Annotated in this window: 14 protein-coding genes; 7 read left to right on the top strand and 7 right to left on the bottom strand. The window is 64.0% G+C overall.

The window, feature by feature from the left end:
• Window positions 1-17 precede the first annotated feature (17 nt).
• Both V474_RS10975 and V474_RS10970 read right to left on the bottom strand, forming a co-directional pair.
• Window positions 18-407 carry a hypothetical protein gene (locus V474_RS10975; protein ID WP_148649367.1) on the bottom strand — a complete coding sequence of 130 codons (390 nt, stop codon included), beginning with the start codon at window positions 405-407 and terminating at the stop codon, window positions 18-20.
• Window positions 408-493: 86 nt separating this feature from the next.
• Window positions 494-880, bottom strand: coding sequence for a hypothetical protein (locus tag V474_RS10970; RefSeq protein ID WP_059151581.1), 387 nt, complete (start codon window positions 878-880; stop codon window positions 494-496).
• A gap of 166 nt (window positions 881-1,046) precedes the next feature.
• Between V474_RS10970 and uvrA the strand changes: the two genes are divergently transcribed.
• Window positions 1,047-4,022, top strand: coding sequence for an excinuclease ABC subunit UvrA (uvrA, locus tag V474_RS10965; RefSeq protein ID WP_059151580.1), 2,976 nt, complete (start codon window positions 1,047-1,049; stop codon window positions 4,020-4,022).
• A 102-nt stretch (window positions 4,023-4,124) separates the two neighbouring features.
• Here the strand turns inward: uvrA and V474_RS10960 are convergent, their stop codons facing one another.
• The 3 genes from V474_RS10960 to V474_RS10950 all read right to left on the bottom strand — a co-directional run bounded on the left by V474_RS10960 (window position 4,125) and on the right by V474_RS10950 (window position 6,267).
• Window positions 4,125-4,703 carry an LOG family protein gene (locus V474_RS10960; protein ID WP_059151579.1) on the bottom strand — a complete coding sequence of 193 codons (579 nt, stop codon included), beginning with the start codon at window positions 4,701-4,703 and terminating at the stop codon, window positions 4,125-4,127.
• 4 nt (window positions 4,704-4,707) lie between these two features.
• Entirely contained in the window at window positions 4,708-5,241 is a 534-nt protein-coding gene (locus tag V474_RS10955; RefSeq protein WP_059151578.1) for a phosphoribosyltransferase, read from the bottom strand.
• An 84-nt stretch (window positions 5,242-5,325) separates the two neighbouring features.
• The gene (locus tag V474_RS10950) at window positions 5,326-6,267 is read right to left on the bottom strand and encodes a LysR family transcriptional regulator (RefSeq protein WP_059151577.1); all 942 of its coding nucleotides are present in this window, start codon (window positions 6,265-6,267) and stop codon (window positions 5,326-5,328) included.
• A 257-nt stretch (window positions 6,268-6,524) separates the two neighbouring features.
• On the opposite strand from V474_RS10950, the gene V474_RS10945 reads away from it, so the two are divergent.
• The 6 genes from V474_RS10945 (at window position 6,525) to V474_RS10920 (ending at window position 15,757) form a co-directional block, all read left to right on the top strand.
• Complete coding sequence (locus tag V474_RS10945) at window positions 6,525-7,673, top strand: purine-nucleoside phosphorylase (RefSeq protein WP_236711190.1); 1,149 nt, start codon at window positions 6,525-6,527, stop codon at window positions 7,671-7,673.
• Window positions 7,670-9,217 carry an adenosine deaminase family protein gene (locus V474_RS10940; RefSeq protein ID WP_059151576.1) on the top strand — a complete coding sequence of 516 codons (1,548 nt, stop codon included), beginning with the start codon at window positions 7,670-7,672 and terminating at the stop codon, window positions 9,215-9,217. The genes V474_RS10945 and V474_RS10940 overlap by 4 nt, the downstream gene beginning before the upstream one ends.
• Window positions 9,218-9,359: 142 nt before the next feature.
• Window positions 9,360-11,804 (top strand): TonB-dependent siderophore receptor, encoded by a 2,445-nt coding sequence (locus tag V474_RS10935; protein WP_082699745.1) that lies wholly within the window; start codon window positions 9,360-9,362, stop codon window positions 11,802-11,804.
• A gap of 88 nt (window positions 11,805-11,892) precedes the next feature.
• Window positions 11,893-13,011 (top strand): purine nucleoside permease, encoded by a 1,119-nt coding sequence (locus V474_RS10930; RefSeq protein WP_059151575.1) that lies wholly within the window; start codon window positions 11,893-11,895, stop codon window positions 13,009-13,011.
• Window positions 13,011-14,372, top strand: a complete 1,362-nt coding sequence (locus tag V474_RS10925) for an 8-oxoguanine deaminase (protein ID WP_059151574.1) — start codon at window positions 13,011-13,013, stop codon at window positions 14,370-14,372. Before V474_RS10930 ends, V474_RS10925 begins: the two co-directional genes overlap by 1 nt.
• A gap of 11 nt (window positions 14,373-14,383) precedes the next feature.
• Window positions 14,384-15,757: a nucleobase:cation symporter-2 family protein gene (locus V474_RS10920; protein ID WP_059151573.1), complete on the top strand. Its 1,374-nt coding sequence runs from the start codon at window positions 14,384-14,386 to the stop codon at window positions 15,755-15,757.
• A 38-nt stretch (window positions 15,758-15,795) separates the two neighbouring features.
• On the opposite strand, the gene V474_RS10915 is transcribed toward V474_RS10920, so the two are convergent.
• Entirely contained in the window at window positions 15,796-16,467 is a 672-nt protein-coding gene (locus tag V474_RS10915; protein WP_059151572.1) for a cytochrome b/b6 domain-containing protein, read from the bottom strand.
• A 2-nt stretch (window positions 16,468-16,469) separates the two neighbouring features.
• The gene (locus V474_RS10910) at window positions 16,470-16,946 is read right to left on the bottom strand and encodes a c-type cytochrome (protein WP_059152098.1); all 477 of its coding nucleotides are present in this window, start codon (window positions 16,944-16,946) and stop codon (window positions 16,470-16,472) included.
• Window positions 16,947-16,972 lie beyond the last annotated feature (26 nt).

Genomic DNA, 16,972 nt, shown 5'->3' with positions numbered 1-16,972 from the left:
GCCCGCTTGCCGATACTCTACCGCCCGTCACACCGTTCATAATACCCGGCCCGGCAAGCGTCGACGTCGCGCCGCCATTCGGCCATCGCACGGTCGTATTCGCGGAGCTCGCGGGCATAATCCGCCCGGGCCGACGCATAGTCCTGTCGATCCGCTGTATAGCCCGCGTCCTCGTGATCGCGCGTAGCCCGTCCGGCGGCGTGGTCGCGCCAACCTTTGGCATAGCCGGCGTCGCGCTGTTGAACGTGGTCGAGTTGCGCGCGATTGAGGCGACGGATTGTCTCGCGGTCGCGGGCGATCGCTTCAGGGGTCATCGCCGGATCGCGCGGATCGTCGGCGAGTGCGGGCGCCGCGCAGGCCAATGCGATCAACGCTCCCGACAGATGAAGCCTGCGCGAAACAGCCATTGCACTTGAACCCCGTCAACCCCGATATCCGATTGTGACGTTTATGGGGCGCAAATGCAAAGCGGTTGCGATGAGCGGTTGGCCGATCAGCTGCCGGGCGCGGCGGGGCATTTCACGGCGTCGCCCTTCCAGCAGTAGGGGTTGCTGCGCTCCCATTGTTTGCGGTCCTGATGGTAGTCCTGCTCTGCCGCGTCGTGGCGGGCCAGGATATCAGAATAGCGGGCACCGTCGCGCTGGGCTGCCATGTCGTTGATGGCGACGGCGGTGTCATGGTGAGCCTGGCTGGCGGCGTTGGACTCCACCTGCGCACGGGCGGCCGCAGCCTGCTCTGCGTTGAGCATCTGGCGGCGGGCTTCGGGACTGTTTTGTTCAGCGGTGTCGGCAGCGGGCTGCTTGGCCTGTGCGAATACAGTTGCCGGGGCTACCAGCATGAGCGCTGCGAATGCGGTTGCAAGACGCGGGATGGGGCGCATGAGCTTTCTCCAGTCGTTGATGCGTTTCGAGTGAGTAACTCGGCTGCTCGTCTCGTCGTTCCCGGAAGGCGTGGGGGCTTGCCTCCCGGCCATGGCACCCCATCTTTTGCGAAACCCGCGAAGCCCCTCTTGAAGGGTGCGAACAAATCTGGAACATACCGCCTCCATGAGTCTCACCCACATCACTGTGCGCGGCGCGCGCGAGCATAACCTCAAGGGCTTCGACATCGCGCTCCCGCGTGAGAAGTTGATCGTGATCACCGGGCTGTCGGGTTCGGGCAAGTCGAGCCTGGCTTTCGATACGATCTATGCCGAAGGGCAGCGCCGCTATGTCGAGAGCCTCTCGGCTTATGCGCGCCAGTTCCTTGAAATGATGCAGAAGCCCGATGTCGAGCATATCGACGGGCTTTCGCCGGCGATCTCGATCGAGCAGAAGACGACGAGCCGCAACCCGCGCTCGACCGTGGCCACCGTGACCGAGATCTGGGACTATATGCGGTTGCTTTGGGCGCGCGTGGGCATTCCCTACTCGCCCGCCACGGGCCTTCCGATCGAGGCGCAGACGGTGTCCAACATGGTCGACCGGGTGATGGCGCTGCCTGAAGGTACGCGGCTTTATCTGCTCGCCCCCGCGGTGCGCGGCCGTAAGGGCGAATACCGCAAGGAACTGGCTGAATGGCAGAAGGCGGGCTACACCCGCGTGCGCATCGACGGCGAGTTCTATGCGATCGAGGACGCTCCGGCGCTCGACAAGAAGTTCAAGCACGACATCGAAGTGGTGGTCGACCGTATCGCGGTGAAGGACGGCATCCAGACGCGCCTTGCCGACAGCTTCGAGCAGGCGCTCAAGCTGGCCGAGGGGCTGGCCTATGTCGATTTGGCGGACACGACGGTGGCGGAGCTTGCCGGAGAGCCGGCAAGTTCGGCATCGGCGAAGAAGGGTGCCAAGGCCAAGGCTGCAAAGGCCGATGAGGCCGATGCGGGCGATGTCCCCACCCTGACGAAGGGCATGAAGAACGCCGGCCTGCCGGCCAACCGCATCGTCTTCTCGGAAAAGTTCGCCTGCCCGGTCAGCGGCTTCACGATCGAGGAAATCGAGCCGCGCCTGTTCTCGTTCAACGCGCCTCAGGGTGCGTGCCCTGCCTGCGACGGCCTGGGTGAGAAGCTGCTGTTCGACCCCCAGCTGGTCGTCCCCAATGAGCACCTGACGCTGAAGCAGGGCGCGATCGTGCCTTGGGCCAAGTCGAACCCGCCTTCGCCCTACTACATGCAGGTGCTTTCCAGCCTCGCCGCGCACTTTGGTTTCGACCTGACGACGGCGTGGGACGCGCTCTCGCCCGAGGTGAAAATCGTGATCCTTTACGGCACGGCGGGCAAGGCGGTGCCGCTTACCTTCAAGGACGGGCGCAAGGAATATACCGTCAACAAGCCCTTCGAGGGCGTGATCGGCAACCTCAACCGGCGGATGATCCAGACCGACAGCGCCTGGATGCGTGAGGAACTGGCCAAGTTCCAGACCGCGCAGCCATGCGAGACCTGTGAAGGCAAGCGCCTCAAGCCCGAAGCGCTCTCGGTCAAGATCGCCGGGGCCGACATCGCCGACGCCGCGCGCTTCTCCGTTTCGGACGGCTTCGCGTGGTTCGGCGAACTGGAAGCCAAGCTGACCGATCAGCAGAAGCAGATCGCCAAGGCCATCCTCAAGGAGATCAACGAGCGGTTGGGTTTCCTCAACAACGTCGGTCTGGATTACCTCAACCTGGACCGCACCAGCGGCACCCTGTCGGGCGGCGAAAGCCAGCGCATCCGCCTGGCCAGCCAGATCGGCTCAGGCCTCTCCGGCGTGCTCTACGTGCTCGACGAACCTAGCATCGGCCTGCACCAGCGCGACAACGACATGCTGCTCGTCACCCTCAAACGACTGCGGGACCTGGGCAATACCGTGATCGTGGTGGAGCATGACGAAGATGCCATCCGCACCGCCGACTACATCGTCGACCTGGGCCCAGGCGCGGGCGTACACGGCGGCGAGATCGTTGCGGAGGGTACGCTGAAGCAGGTGTTGAAGGCCAAGAACAGCCTCACTGCCGCCTACCTCAACGGAAGCCGCAGGATCGAGGTGCCGGCCAAGCGCCGCAAGGGCAACGGTTCGTTCATCACGGTGGAGAACGCGCGCGCCAATAACCTGACCGGCGTGACCGCCAAGTTCCCGCTCGGCACGTTTTGCTGCGTCACCGGCGTGTCCGGTTCAGGCAAGTCATCGCTCACCATCGACACGCTGCAGGCGGGCGCCTCGCGCCAGCTCAACGGCGCGCGGGTCATCGCGGGTGCGCATGACCGGATCAAGGGTCTGGAAAAGTGCGACAAGGTCATCGAGATCGACCAGTCGCCCATCGGCCGCACCCCGCGCTCCAACCCGGCGACCTACACCGGCGCCTTCACCCAGATCCGTGACTGGTTCGCCGGCCTGCCTGAAAGTCAGGCGCGGGGCTATAAGCCGGGGCGGTTCAGCTTCAATGTGAAGGGCGGCCGCTGCGAGGCGTGCCAGGGCGACGGCCTCATCAAGATCGAGATGCACTTCCTCCCCGACGTCTACGTGACGTGCGAGGAATGCCACGGCAAGCGGTATAACCGCGAGACGCTGGAAGTGAAGTTCAAGGGCATGTCGATCGCCGACGTGCTCGACATGACGATCGAGGACGCGGAAGAGTTCTTCAAGGCGGTGCCCCCCATCCGAGACAAGATGCACATGCTGAACGAAGTGGGGCTGGGCTACGTCAAGGTTGGCCAGCAGGCGACGACGCTATCGGGCGGCGAGGCGCAGCGCGTGAAATTGGGCAAGGAACTGGCGCGTCGCTCCACCGGGCAGACGCTGTACATCCTCGATGAACCGACCACTGGCCTCCACTTCGAGGACGTGCGCAAACTGCTGGAGGTGCTCCACCGCTTGGTAGACCAGGGCAATTCGGTGATCGTGATCGAACACAATCTCGACGTCATCAAGACGGCCGACTGGATCATCGACATGGGCCCCGAAGGCGGCGTACGCGGCGGTGAGATCGTGGCGACCGGAACGCCCGAGCAGGTGGTGAAGGAGCCACGCTCGTTCACCGGCCACTACCTCAAGCCGCTACTGGCAAAGTAACCATTCCTCCCCGAGCTTGCTCGGGGAGGGGAACCTTTCAAAGGATGGTGAAGGGGCTCCCCCGGTCTGTAATGAGATCAGGGGACAACGCCCCCCACCGCCTCAGACGTCGCGGGCGCCCAGCCAGTGTTCGTTCTCGGGCGGGGTGTAATTGACGATACGGTCGATCATCGTCTCGGGGTCCTTCTCGACGATCAGCATCGAGCGGTGGCGCGGCTGGAGGAATCCTTCCTCCACGACGTTGTCGATGAACTGGCGCAGGCCCGAATAGAAACCGCCCACGTCGAGCAGGCCGACCGGCTTGTTGTGGTAGCCAAGCTGCGACCAGCACCAGGCCTCGAACATTTCCTCGAAGGTGCCGATACCGCCGGGCAGGGTTACGAAGCCGTCCGCCAGATTGGCCATCATCGCCTTGCGCTCGTGCATGGTCTTGACGACGTGAAGCTCGGTAATGCCCTGATGGTCGTGTTCGCGGGCGCGCAGGGCCTCGGGGATGACGCCGATGACTTCGCCGCCCGCCGCGCAGACCGCATCGGCGATCACGCCCATGAGGCCGACCATGCCGCCGCCGTATACCAGGCCGATGCCGCGCTTGGCCAGAAGGGTGCCGAACTGTTCGGCGGCTTCGCGGTACACGGGACTGTTGCCGGCGGAGGAGCCGAGATAGACGCAGATACGCATGGGCTTAGCCGAGCCTTTCCGGGACCGAACGGGCTTCCTCGACGATGGCGTCCTTGGTGCCGACCGATTCCCACGGGAACACGAACCAGCGCTTGTCCTCGTCACGGTCGATCGCATCCACGAACAGTTCCGCTACGGCCTTGGACCGGGTGTTGTTGATCAGGACCGCGAAGCGCAGGTTTTCGGCCTTGCAGCCATTGGTGCCCAGCAGGGTGCGGATGTATTCGATGGTGCCGCCGCTGTCATTGATATCGTCGACGAACAGCAGGCGCTTGCCTTCGGCGCTCATGCCGGCGACCTTGCCGAGCAGTTCATCGGCGAAACCGGGAACCTTGGCGGAGTGGTCGATCGACAGCATCGGCAGTTCGAGCTGGTGCGAGATGTAGACGGCAGGCACGAGGCCACCGCGGCCAACGCCGATCACAAAGTCGGGTTGCCATTCTCCCTCGCCGATCTTGCGCGACAGCACGCGCACTTTGGCGAGGAATTCCTCGTAATATTCGAGGTAGTGCAGTTGAGGTTCAGCGTTTTCGCTCATCAGTCGCGAATCCTGTGCGGCGATGTGTGGGGAAAGGAGTGCCGATATCGTCACCGCGCGCCAAGAGCAATCGTGTGCGGCGCTTCACTCCCCGTTTTGCATCTTGAGGCGCATCGAATCGGGATAACTGAGCTGTGCGAAGCCAAGTTCGATCTCGGAAAGGACGATGCCGGCGGCATAGGATGGGGTGCGCGCGGCATTGGTGCACAGCGCCAACGTCATCGGCCGTAGCAGGGCGTCGGAAATACGGGTGAAGGAAAGCCGGCCGGCCTGAACCTCGGCGATGACGTCGAGTGAGGAGAGGATGCCGATGCCCACGCCTTCCTGCACCAGCGAGGTGATCATCTGGATGTTGTCGGAGGTCGCCTTACGCTCCACCTCCATCCCGGTCGCGCCCACCAGCACCTCAATCTGCTGGCCTACCGCCAGCGTGTCGGCCGGGAGGATCAGAGGGGAACCATTGCAGGCGGAGAAGCGGGCTTCGCGTCGGTCGGCCAGCGGATGGTCTGTGGGGGTGACGAAGCCCAGCACCACTTCGACGAAGGCGCGCACGGTCAGGTCGCGGTAGGACTGCGGCTCGAACAGGATGCCGAAGTCGACCTCGCCGCTGGTCACGGCCTTGCGCACGTCATCGTTGCCCAGGACGCGCACGCCCACGGTAATGCCGGGGTAGCGGTCCTGAATGGCGCGCACGGCGGCGGGGATATGGCCTTTCGCCAACGCGTCGATGATCGCCATCTCGACGTGGCCGCGTTTAAGGCCGCGCAGGTCTTCGATCTGGGCGCGGATATCGACCATGTTCTTTTGCCAACGGTTGCCCGCGGCCATCATGATCTCACCCGCTGCCGTCAGCCTGAGTCCGGTGGGCAGGCGTTCGAACAGGGGTGTCCCGATGTCCGCCTCGACGTTGAGGATCTGGCGAGCGATTGCTGATGCGGAAACGTTGAGTTCGTCCGCCGCCTTGCGGATCGAGCCGTGGCGACCGACCGCCATGAAGTATCTAAGGAAACGGGAAAAGGCGGGCATGATGGATTTTTTGAGACCTGCTCTAATTTTTGCAACGCTACGAGGGATTCATTGCGTTTGCTTGGCGCGAGTCAAGTGCCTTACCACTCATGGCAACACCGAAAGGTGCGATCCGGAAAGACCCTCCGATCCTTCGCTCTCCCTGAAGGACCGAACTTTTCAGAACCGCACTTTCGGTCGGGGGCGCTCTTTTCCATCGGGTTTCACCACCAGATCCGAAGGATGAGATGCCCCCGATTGCGGGGCTTGGGGAAACAATGACTGTGATTCGATCTGGACGTCCCTTGTGGGCCTGTTTGCGTGCGCTTGCGCTGGCTTGTGCGGCGGGTGCCATCGCGCCGGCTTCGCTGGGCGCCGCAGAGCCGGCGGTCCCTGCAATTCCCAAGATCACGCCGATCCCTGTCAAGGTCATCGTCATCGCCAATTTCGAGCCGGGCGCCGACACGGGCGATGCGCCGGGTGAATTCCAGCTCTGGGCCGAGCGTGAGCATCTCGACGAGGTGATCCCGCTCAAGGGTGCGCTTCATCCGCTGCGGCGTAATGCGCAGGGGCTTTACGGCATGGTCTGGGGTAGTCCGGATACGATGGTGGGCGGCGTTGCCGAACAACTGATGGCGCTGCTGGTCGACCCGCGCTTTGACTTTACCAGGACCTACTGGCTGTTCACCGGCATTTCCGGGGTTGATCCCAAGGTTGCCTCGGTGGGCAGCGCGGCGTGGTCGCGCTGGGTGGTGCAGGGCGATACGCTGCGTGAATTCGACGACCGGGAGGTCCCCAAGGACTGGCCTTATGGCCTTTTCGCGATCGGTGCAGCCAAGCCCAACATGCTGCCGGCGGCGACCGAGGACTTCGCGGGCTTCACCGATACCGGCAAGTTGACGATGTCGGTCAAGCTCAACCAGGGATTGGCATCCTGGGCCTATGGCCTAACCAAAAGCGTGCTGATCCCGGATAACGCCGAACTGCAGAAGGACCGTGCGCGCTGGAAGGGTTATCCCGCGGCGCAGAAGCCGCCCTTTGTGCTCATGGGCGAGACGCTGGGTTCTGTGCGGTACTGGCACGGGCCAGGCCGCACCCAGTGGGCGCGCGATTGGGTGAACCTGTGGACCGGCGGCAAGGGCCGCTTCGCGATGACCAACATGGAGAGCCAGTCGATGGCTGGCGCCATGCAGATCGCGGCCAAGCAGGGCCTGGTCGATCCGGCGCGCGTGCTGGTCCTGCGCACTGGCAGCAACCCTTCGATGCCGCCGCCGGGGGTGTCGGCGGTCGAGAGCGTCGCCAATGAGGGGGCGGGGCAGAAGGTGGCGTTCGAGGCCAACTACCGCGTCGGCGTGCCGGTCGTCCACGAACTGCTGGCACATTGGGACACCTATACGGACACCGTTCCCGAGGCTCCGGCACCATGAAGCGCGTGTTTCTTGCCCTGATGACGACTTGCTGCGCGCTGGCACTGTCGGCGCCGGCGGCCCATGCCGACGCTGCGAGCGAAGCGGCCGCCTCGGAGCTGGTGGATTCCGTTTCGGGCAATGCCGGGCGGCTGCGCATGGTGCTTCAGGCGATGCCCAAGGGTGGCGATCTGCATAACCACCTCGGCGGATCGGTATATGCCGAGGACTTCCTGAAGGTCGCGGCGAACAAGGGCATGTGCGCGGATGGCGGGCTTACGCGGATTGTGCCGCCGCCCTGCGCGCCCGATCGTGATATCGCGTCGATGGCGGTGCGCGATCCGTTCACCTATGCCAAGCTGGTCGATGCGATTTCGACGCGCGGGTTTCAGAAGGGCATCGGCCCGGCTCTGGTTTCCGGACATAGCCAGTTCTTCTCCAGCTTCGGCAAGTTCAGCCCGGCATTCGGCGGCGAAGTGCCGCGCTGGCTGGCGGATGCTTACGCAAGCGCGGGGCGCAACAACCTCGTGTATCTCGAACTGATGTACAATCCCGGCGCGCTGTCTGCCTACATGGCTGCTGGAGGCGACGAGGCCATCGACGCATCCATGCTGGGCGCCTCCTACGAGCACGAGATCGCGACCGTAGAGGGTCTGCTGGCCGGGACCATGGCCGACGTCACGCGCAATGACGCCGAAGCCCGCAAGCGGCTGGACTGCGCCGCCGCTGCCGCAAAGCCCGAATGCGACGTTGCGGTGCGTTACCTTTACTCGGCGATGCGCGGCGTGGCGCCGGCGCAGGCATGGCGTTCGCTCATCGCGGGCTTCGCGCTGGCCCACAAGGACCCGCGCTTCGTGGGCGTCAACATCGTGATGCCCGAGGACGATCCGGTCGCGCTGCGGGACTACGACCTGCACATGGCGATGTTCCGTTTCCTTGAGGCGAAATATCCTGACGTGAAGGTGACCATGCATGCGGGTGAACTTGCGCTCGGGCTGGTTCCCCCGCTCGACCTGCAGGACCATATCGCCAAGGCCATCGATGCCGGAGCGAAGCGCATCGGCCACGGCGTCGACATCGCCTACGAGGCTCAGGCCCCCGAAACTCTGGTGCGCATGGCGCGCGAGGGCATTGCGGTTGAGATCAACCTGACCAGCAATGCTGTGATCCTGGGCGTGGAGGGCGGAAACCATCCACTGCAACTCTACCGTTCGATGGGCGTACCGGTCATGCTCTCGACCGACGACGAAGGTGTGCTGCGCTCCGATATGAGCAACGAGTACGTGCGCGCCGTCACCCAGCAGGGCCTGCACTACGGCGATCTCAAGGAAATGGCGCGCGCCAGTCTGGAATATTCCTTTGCGCCCGGCGCCAGCCTGTGGCGCGCGCGCCGCTACGGCGATGTCGTCCAGCCCTGCGTCCGCGGCTTTGCCGAGGCACGGTGCAAGACCTTTCTGGCGGGTAGCGAGAAGGCTCGGTTGCAAGCGAGGCTTGAGGCCAACTTCGAGAAATTCGAGCATACGCTTGGCCGTTTTGGCAGCCAACAGGGGGCAAAGGAAGAATAGCGTTCAATACGTCTTCGCGGATGACTGAAACAATGCAATGATGCGCCGCAGCATAGACGAACGATATCGGGAGAGGAGGGGTATAACACTAACGAACGGAGAAGCGCGACTACGACGCTTCTACCGGTTCAGGGGGCATAACATGATGGGTATGATCAAGTTCAATACGCGCGAGTTCCGAAGCGCAACTCTCTCCGGCATGTTGCTGTGCTGCACTGCGATGACCACTCCGGCCTTCGCCCAAGCCGCCGCTGATACGGACGCCAACGGCAACGAGATCGTCGTCACCGGCTCTCTGGGTGCGCTGCCGATCGAAGGCGTGGGCACCGTGTTCGGTTTCGACAAGACGGTGACGGAGACGCCGCGCTCGGTGTCCACCATCAGTTCGGAGCAGATGGAACGCTTCGGCATCACCGACATTTATGACCTCGTCGCGCAGTCGCCGGGGACGTTCACCAACTCGTTCTTCGGTGTCGGCGGCGCGCTCGACATTCGTGGCACGCCCGGCGAAGTGTACTTCCGCGGCGTACGCCGCCTCGACAACCCGGGCAACTATCCGACCCCGATCGCCGCTTCCGAGCGTATCGACATCGTGCGCGGCCCGGCCTCGCCGATCTACGGCCCGTCAAAGACCGGCGGCTACATGAACTTCGTGCCCAAGTCTGCGCGCGTGCAGGGTGGCTCCTACCTCGCCAGCCCCGAAGGCAAGATCAGCTTCACCGGCGGCAGCTGGGCCAAGGCGGACATTGCAGCCGAACTGCGCGGTCCCGGTAAGTTGGGGACCCAGGAATTCGGCTATAGCCTTTACGCCGAAGTTGAGAATTCGGGCAGCTACTACAACAACATGTCGACCAAGCAGACCATCCTGCAAGGCTCGTTCGACACCGACCTGACCCCGAACCTGCGCCTTGAATTCGGCGGCATGTACCAGAACTACAAGGGCCAGCAGAACGGCGGCTGGAACCGCCTGACGCAGGACCTGGTCAACAATGGCACCTACATCACCGGCACCGCACAATCCCTCGATTCCAATGGTGACGGGCAGATGTCGGTCGAGGAAATCAATGCGGCGATGCCCGGCGGCCTGTCGGTTTTCGGCACTTTCGGCTGCGGCGGCTTCAGCACCGGCCCCAGCGGTTTTACCGATGCCTGTTTCACGTCGAGCTATCCTGAGCTGGCACTTACCAACGTGGGCACCGCCAAGCTGAGCCGCCGCGCGACGCTGACGGGCAAGAACGACCGCCTCGATAACAAGGCGACCACGCTTTACGCCGATCTGATCTGGACCGGCCCCGGCGACATCGAGATCAAGAACCAGCTGTTCTATGACGGCTACAAGAACATCAACGAGAATGCCTACGGCTTCTCGCAGTTCCACGATTCCTACGTGATCGAGGACAAGATCGTCGTATCGAAGGTATTCGATACCGATGCCGGCAAATTCTCTGTCCAGTTGTCGCCGTCGATCCGCTATACTAATTTCAAGCACGGTGAGGACTTCAACTACGAGTACTTTCACCGCGTCGACCTGACCGTGGGTTACACACCGGCCAGCGATCGCTTGCTGTCGACCGAATGCAACTGCAATTACGACACTTACGTTAAGGGCCACTACACCGACCTGGGCTTTGCCGGCCTCGTCGACCTCGACTTCAAGTTCGGTCTCGATGTGACGCTGGGCGCACGCTACGACACCATCAAGGGCGTCTCCAATTTCCAGGAAGCGTTCATGGAGGCTCCCAAGGCCATTTCCGGCGCGAAGGACCGGGACGGCGCCTGGTCGTGGTCTGCCAGCGCCAACTACAAGCTGCCCTTCGGCCTGATCCCCTACGTCACCGCAGCGCGCCAATCGGTGGTCATCGCGGGTCAGGGCGCCGAGATCGATCCGTTCAACCTCGCAGCCGGCACCTGGATCACGGCCTCCAAGCTTTACGAAGCCGGCATCAAGGGCAGCTGGCTGGACGACCGGCTCTATGCGGCTGTATCGGTCTACAAGCAGAAGCGCACCGACTACAGCTCGCAGTCGATGACCGTGAACCAGGCGGTCGAGACCAAGGGCCTCGAAGCCGAGTTCCGCTGGGCCGTGGATGAACACCTGCTCCTGACCGGTGGCTACACGCGCACCAAGGTGTGGAACCTGACCGCGCTCGAAGCCGGAGAGACGTTCAGCTTCTTCGGCATCGAGGATCTGGTGAACGTGACGAACCCGGCGCTCTACCTCGGCGGTCAGCCGATCGGCAACATTCCGATCCTGACGAAGGGCGACGCCCGCCGCGCGGGTATTCCGACCAACCTCTACTCCCTGACCGCGACTTATGCCTTCGACAATGGCATCGCATTGGCGGGAAGCATGGTGAAAGTGGACTCGGTGTACTCCGGTGCTTCGCAGGTCGTGAAGCTGCCGGCCTATACCAAGTTCGACCTTTCGGCCTCTTACGAGACCGGGCCGTTCGTGTTCCGCGCCGTCGTCAAGAACGTCACCGACAAGAAGTACTTCCGTGCCAACTTCACCGAACTGTTCGGTTCGACCATCGTTCTGCCGGAGCTGCCGCGCAGCTTCCAGGGCACGGTTTCGTACAAGTTCTGACGTGAATGAAGGGAGCGCCGGCCTTGGCTGGCGCTCCCACCTCTACTCTGTCACGACGACGGTTGATCAAGTTTTCGAAAGGTATCCCATGCGCTTCCAGACGCTCGCCTTCCTGTTCGCGGGCGCCATGCTGTCCTCTGTTTTGGCCATCGCCGCGCCGGCTCTTGCGGCCGATGCTCCTGCCGCGCCGTCGATCGCGGAGTGCGAACCCGGCGGTCCCTGCGCTCATCCGCTGCCGGTCAAGGTGGTGATCGTCTCGCTGTTCGAGATCGGCAAGGACGAGGGCGACGTCGCCGGCGAGTTCCAGCTATGGAAAGCGCGCCGCGGGCTGACCCAGCGCATTCCCTTCCCGCAGTCTTTCCACGACCTGTACTACAATCCCGAGACGCAGGTGTTGGGCATGGTCACCGGCATCGGCACCGCCCGTTCCACCGCGGCGACCCTGGCGCTCGGCCTCGACCAGCGTTTCGACCTGACGCAGGCCTACTGGCTGGTGGCGGGCATTGCCGGCATTGACCCGGAAGACGCATCGATCGGCTCGGTTGCCTGGGCGCGCTATGTCGTCGACGGCGACCTTGCCCATGAGATCGACGCGCGCGAAATCCCGTCGGACTGGAAAAGCGGCTATTTCCCGCGCAATACCAAGGGTCCGAATGACATGACAACCAAGCCTGACCCCTCGGGCGGCGAAATATACACGGTCAATCCCACCCTCGAAAAGTGGGCCTTCGACCTTACCAAGGATATCGAACTTCCCGACTCTCCGGCCATAGCGGCCGAGCGCGCGAAGTTCACCGATTACCCCCATGCGCAGGAAGCACCCTTCGTGCTGGAGGGCGACACGCTTTCTGCCATGACTTTCTGGCACGGCGAGAAGCTGACCGACTGGGCAAACGACTGGGTTCGCTACTGGAGCGGCGGCCGGGGTGATTTTGTAACCTCGGCGATGGAGGACACCGGCGTGATGCAGTCGATGACCTACCTCGACAATATCGGCCGTGCCGACCGCGACCGCGTACTGGTGGTGCGCGCTGGTTCCAACTTCACGATGCCGCCTCCGGGCGTGGATGCAGCGACGTACCTTCTGCGCGAGAACGAGGGCTACGCGGGCCTCGAGGCGGCGGTGGAGAACCTCTACACAGTGGGCTCGAAGGTGGTCGACGAACTGCTCGGCAACTGGGACCGCTACAAGGACGCGACGCCCTGATGGGTTTGACGCTGGTCCGCCACGCCGATGCGTTGGTCTGCATGGACGACGCGCGGCGAGAGATCGCCGATGGCGCAATGGCGTGGCGGGACGGCGTTATCGTTGCAGTGGGGACGAGCGCCGAACTGGCTCCACTGGCGGACGACGCAGACGAGGTGATCGATGCCAGGGGCTGCGTCGTCACCCCCGGCCTCGTCAACACGCACCACCATTTGTATCAGACGCTGACGCGGGCACTTCCTGGCGCGATCAACGTCTCGTTGTTCGGCTGGCTGCGGCGCCTCTACCCGATATGGGCGCAGTACCGGCCTGAAGACGTCTTTGCCGCCACCCAGCTTGGCCTTGCCGAACTGGCGCTGTCCGGCTGCACAATGAGTTCGGACCACCACTACCTGTTCCCCGATGGCGTCACGCTGGACGATTCCATCCATGCGGCTGCGGAAGTGGGCCTTCGCTTCCACGCCACGCGCGGCGCGATGAGCGTGGGGGAAAGCAAGGGTGGCCTGCCCCCCGACAGCGTAGTCGAGGAGGAGCCGGCGATCCTGGCCGACACCATTCGCGTGATCGACCGCTTTCATGATCCCAAGGACGGCGCGATGCTGCGCGTTGCCGTGGCGCCTTGTTCGCCCTTTTCCGTGAGCACGGACCTGATGCGCGATGCCGCTTTGCTGGCGCGCGACAAGGGCGTGATGCTGCACACCCACCTGGCCGAGGACGCCGACGACGTCGCCTTCTCGCTCGAACGCTTCGGCTGCCGGCCGGGCGAATATGCCGAAGGATTGGGCTGGACCGGCCCCGATGTGTGGCACGCCCACTGCGTTCAACTCGATCCGGCCGAAATCGACCTTTTCGCGCGCACCGGCACTGGCGTGGCCCATTGCCCCTGCTCGAACTGCCGCCTCGGTTCCGGCATTGCGCCGCTGCGGGCCATGATGGACGCAAGCGTGCCGGTGGGCCTTGGCGTCGACGGTTCGGCCTCCAACGATTCCGGCTACCTTCTGAACGAGGCGCGCCAGGCCATGCTGCTCCAGCGTGTGACGCACGGCGCCGACCGCTTCGACCCGCGCGAGGCGCTCTACATCGCCACGCGGGGCGGGGCGCGGGTGCTTGGGCGCGGCGATGTGGGTTCGCTCGAGGTGGGCAAGCGCGCAGACTTCGTGATTTGGGACATGGCGGACATTTCCTCCACTGGTGCCTGGGACAAGGTTGCTGGCCTCGTGCTCAGCCCGCCCACGGGTGCGCGCGACGTATTTGTGGAAGGGCGCGCCGCCGTGCGCAGCGGCGACCTTGCGCAAGTACGCCGCGAAGATGTGCTGCGCGCCGCAAACCGCTCGCTCGCCCGGCTCAAGACTTTCGCCTGAGGAACCTTGCGATGACCGCCCTGATAGCTCCCGAACTCGCCCCCGCTCCTGCTCCGACCGGCATGGCGCCGGCACAGGCGCGCGACCCGGACTGGTTCCCCGGCCTGCACGTCGCCGTTCCGCTGGGCATCCAGCATGTGCTTGCGATGTTCGTCAGCAACATGACCCCCGCGATCATCGTCGCGGGGGCAGGGGGCTTCGGTTTCGGGTCGGCGGACCCTTCGCAGATGATTTACATGATCCAGATGGCGATGCTGTTCGCCGGGCTGGCCACGCTGATGCAGACGATCGGCTTCGGCCCCGTCGGCGCGCGGCTGCCCTTGGTGCAGGGGACCAGCTTCGCCTACATCCCGATCATGATCCCGATCGTTGCGGGCAAGGGCGTTGAGGCGATGGCGGCGTTGACCACCGCTGCGCTGTTCGGCGGACTGCTCCACGCATTCCTCAGCATGTTCGTAGGCCGCATCCGCTTCGCGCTGCCGCCGCTCATCACCGGCCTCGTCGTGCTCATGATTGGGCTTTCGCTGATGCGCATCGGCATCCAGTACGCGGCCGGAGGCGTTCCCGCCGTCGGCACGCCCGCGTTCGGTGCATGGCAGAGCTGGCTGCTGGCAGGCGTGGTCGTGGTGGTGACACTGGCGCTCAACTTCTTTGGGCGGGGTATCTGGTCGACCGCCGCGGTTCTGCTCGGACTGATGGCGGGTTACGCGGTGGCGCTGGCGATGGGGCGGATTGACTTCGCGCCGGTTGCCTCGGCCGGCCTCGTCATGGTGCCCATGCCGTTCCATTTCGGCTTCGCGATTTCGGTATCGGCGATCTTGGGTTTCTGCCTGACGGGCTTCGTCTCCTCGATCGAGACGATCGGCGATGTCGATGCAATCTGCGAGGGCAATGCGGGTCGGCCGGCAACCGACAAGGAGCTTTCTGGCGCCGTCGCCGCTGACGGCGTGGGCACCGCGCTGGCCGCCGTGTTCGGCGCCATGCCCAATACCACTTTCAGCCAGAACGTGGGATTGATCGCGATCACCGGCGTCATGAGCCGCCACGTCGTGACGGTGGGCGCGCTGTTCCTCGTCCTATGCGGACTGCTGCCCAAGGTCGGCGCAGTCATCACCACGATCCCCATCGAAGTGGTGGGCGGGGGCGTGATCGTGATGTTCGGCATGGTAGCGTCTGCGGCGACCTCGATGCTCTCGGGTGTCGAGTGGACGCAGCGTAACATGCTGATCTTCGGTGTTTCGCTGTCGCTTGCGTTGGGGCTTCAGCTTGAACCTCTCGCGCTGCAGCATGTGCCGGAGACGGCGCGTGTCCTGCTGGGATCGGGGGTTCTGCCGGCGGCGGTGACGGCTGTGGTGCTGAACCTGTTGGTGCCGGGGCGGACATAGTTCACACCGTCCCGGACTTGAGGCGGGACGATGATTTTCTAGAACCGGAAGCCTGTGGACACAGTCCAGGCCACAGCCACGGCAATCGCGATACCGAGAACGGCCAGCGCCGGTGACCAGCGCAATTCGGCGGGTCTTTCGCCATCAGGCGTCTTGCGGCTGCCGGTAATCATCGGTCGGACAAGGTTCTGGCGCTTCCATACCAGGTAGAACGCCACCGCTGCCACATGCAGCGCCACCAGCGCGAGGATCGCGTTGAACAAGGTCTCGTGCAGTTCGGCAGCGGTACGGCCTTGATCGAACGAGACATAGTCCGCCAGCGGGCCGGATTGGAACCCGTCTACGTCTACAGCAAACAGGCCCGCCGTCACCATCAGTCCGATTACGGCGAGCATGGCGATGACGCTCCACCCGCCGAGCGGGTTGTGGCCATCGGCAGCATGTCCGGCACGGCGGCCAAGGCCCTTCATATAGGCAATGACCGCGCCCGGTCCGCGCACGAAGCTGGAAAAACGCGCGGTACGGGGGCCGGCAAAGCCCCAGAACACGCGAAACACCAGCAGCGCGAGGATCGCGTAGCCAGAAAGCCGGTGACGCTCCATGTCGTGCTGCTCGCCGCTCCACCACGAGAAGGCGATAAGGGCGACCAGCAGCCAGTGGAACAGACGGACGGCCGGGTCCCAGATACGGGTGGTGGAAGCGGCGGGCATACTCAGTTGTCCGCGCGGAACTGCTTGTGGCAGGCAGCGCAGGTGCCGCCGACGGCCTTGAACTGGGCGCCAACCGCAGCGGCGTTGCCGGTATTGGCGGCCACGACCATCTTGTCGGCTTGGGCGATGAAGGCCTTCATCTGGCCGTCGAAGACCGCGCGGTTGGTCCAGATAGCGGGCAGGGCGTCGGTCTTCACGCCCGAGGAGGGACCGCTGCCGTTGGGAAACAGGCCAGCCTGGGCGCGGCCCGTTGCGGCAAGGGTCTTGGCGGCGGTGACGGCAGCGGGCTTGTCGATCGTGCCGCTGGCAAGCTGGTCCTTGAGGACCTTCATGGCGCCGCCCATCTTCTTGAAGTTGGCGTGGCGCGTGGCGATCGTGGTGGCGGCCGGCGAAGCGGCGACAGCCAGTGTGCTTGTCACCGCGAGAAACGCGGCGGACATGCCAAGAGCGGCAAGGGAAAGGCTTTTCGAAAGCGTCATGGTTTTGTCGATCCTGTTCGAGTTTT

Origin of the sequence: Novosphingobium barchaimii LL02, assembly GCF_001046635.1 — a bacterium.
In the GTDB taxonomy this organism is placed as follows: Bacteria; Pseudomonadota; Alphaproteobacteria; order Sphingomonadales; family Sphingomonadaceae; genus Novosphingobium; species Novosphingobium barchaimii.
The sequence above is the reverse complement of the archived record's forward strand: the minus strand, read 5'-3'. Positions and strand labels throughout refer to the sequence as shown.

Coding starts and splice junctions, on each gene's coding strand:
- uvrA (WP_059151580.1), top strand. CDS start 1,047: ATGAGTCTCACCCACATCACTGTGCGCGGCGCGCGCGAGCATAACCTC.
- V474_RS10920 (WP_059151573.1), top strand. CDS start 14,384: ATGACCGCCCTGATAGCTCCCGAACTCGCCCCCGCTCCTGCTCCGACC.
- V474_RS10945 (WP_236711190.1), top strand. CDS start 6,525: ATGACTGTGATTCGATCTGGACGTCCCTTGTGGGCCTGTTTGCGTGCG.
- V474_RS10915 (WP_059151572.1), bottom strand. CDS start 16,467: ATGCCCGCCGCTTCCACCACCCGTATCTGGGACCCGGCCGTCCGTCTG.
- V474_RS10935 (WP_082699745.1), top strand. CDS start 9,360: ATGATGGGTATGATCAAGTTCAATACGCGCGAGTTCCGAAGCGCAACT.
- V474_RS10910 (WP_059152098.1), bottom strand. CDS start 16,946: ATGACGCTTTCGAAAAGCCTTTCCCTTGCCGCTCTTGGCATGTCCGCC.
- V474_RS10960 (WP_059151579.1), bottom strand. CDS start 4,703: ATGCGTATCTGCGTCTATCTCGGCTCCTCCGCCGGCAACAGTCCCGTG.
- V474_RS10930 (WP_059151575.1), top strand. CDS start 11,893: ATGCGCTTCCAGACGCTCGCCTTCCTGTTCGCGGGCGCCATGCTGTCC.
- V474_RS10925 (WP_059151574.1), top strand. CDS start 13,011: ATGGGTTTGACGCTGGTCCGCCACGCCGATGCGTTGGTCTGCATGGAC.
- V474_RS10940 (WP_059151576.1), top strand. CDS start 7,670: ATGAAGCGCGTGTTTCTTGCCCTGATGACGACTTGCTGCGCGCTGGCA.
- V474_RS10970 (WP_059151581.1), bottom strand. CDS start 880: ATGCGCCCCATCCCGCGTCTTGCAACCGCATTCGCAGCGCTCATGCTG.
- V474_RS10975 (WP_148649367.1), bottom strand. CDS start 407: ATGGCTGTTTCGCGCAGGCTTCATCTGTCGGGAGCGTTGATCGCATTG.
- V474_RS10950 (WP_059151577.1), bottom strand. CDS start 6,267: ATGCCCGCCTTTTCCCGTTTCCTTAGATACTTCATGGCGGTCGGTCGC.
- V474_RS10955 (WP_059151578.1), bottom strand. CDS start 5,241: ATGAGCGAAAACGCTGAACCTCAACTGCACTACCTCGAATATTACGAG.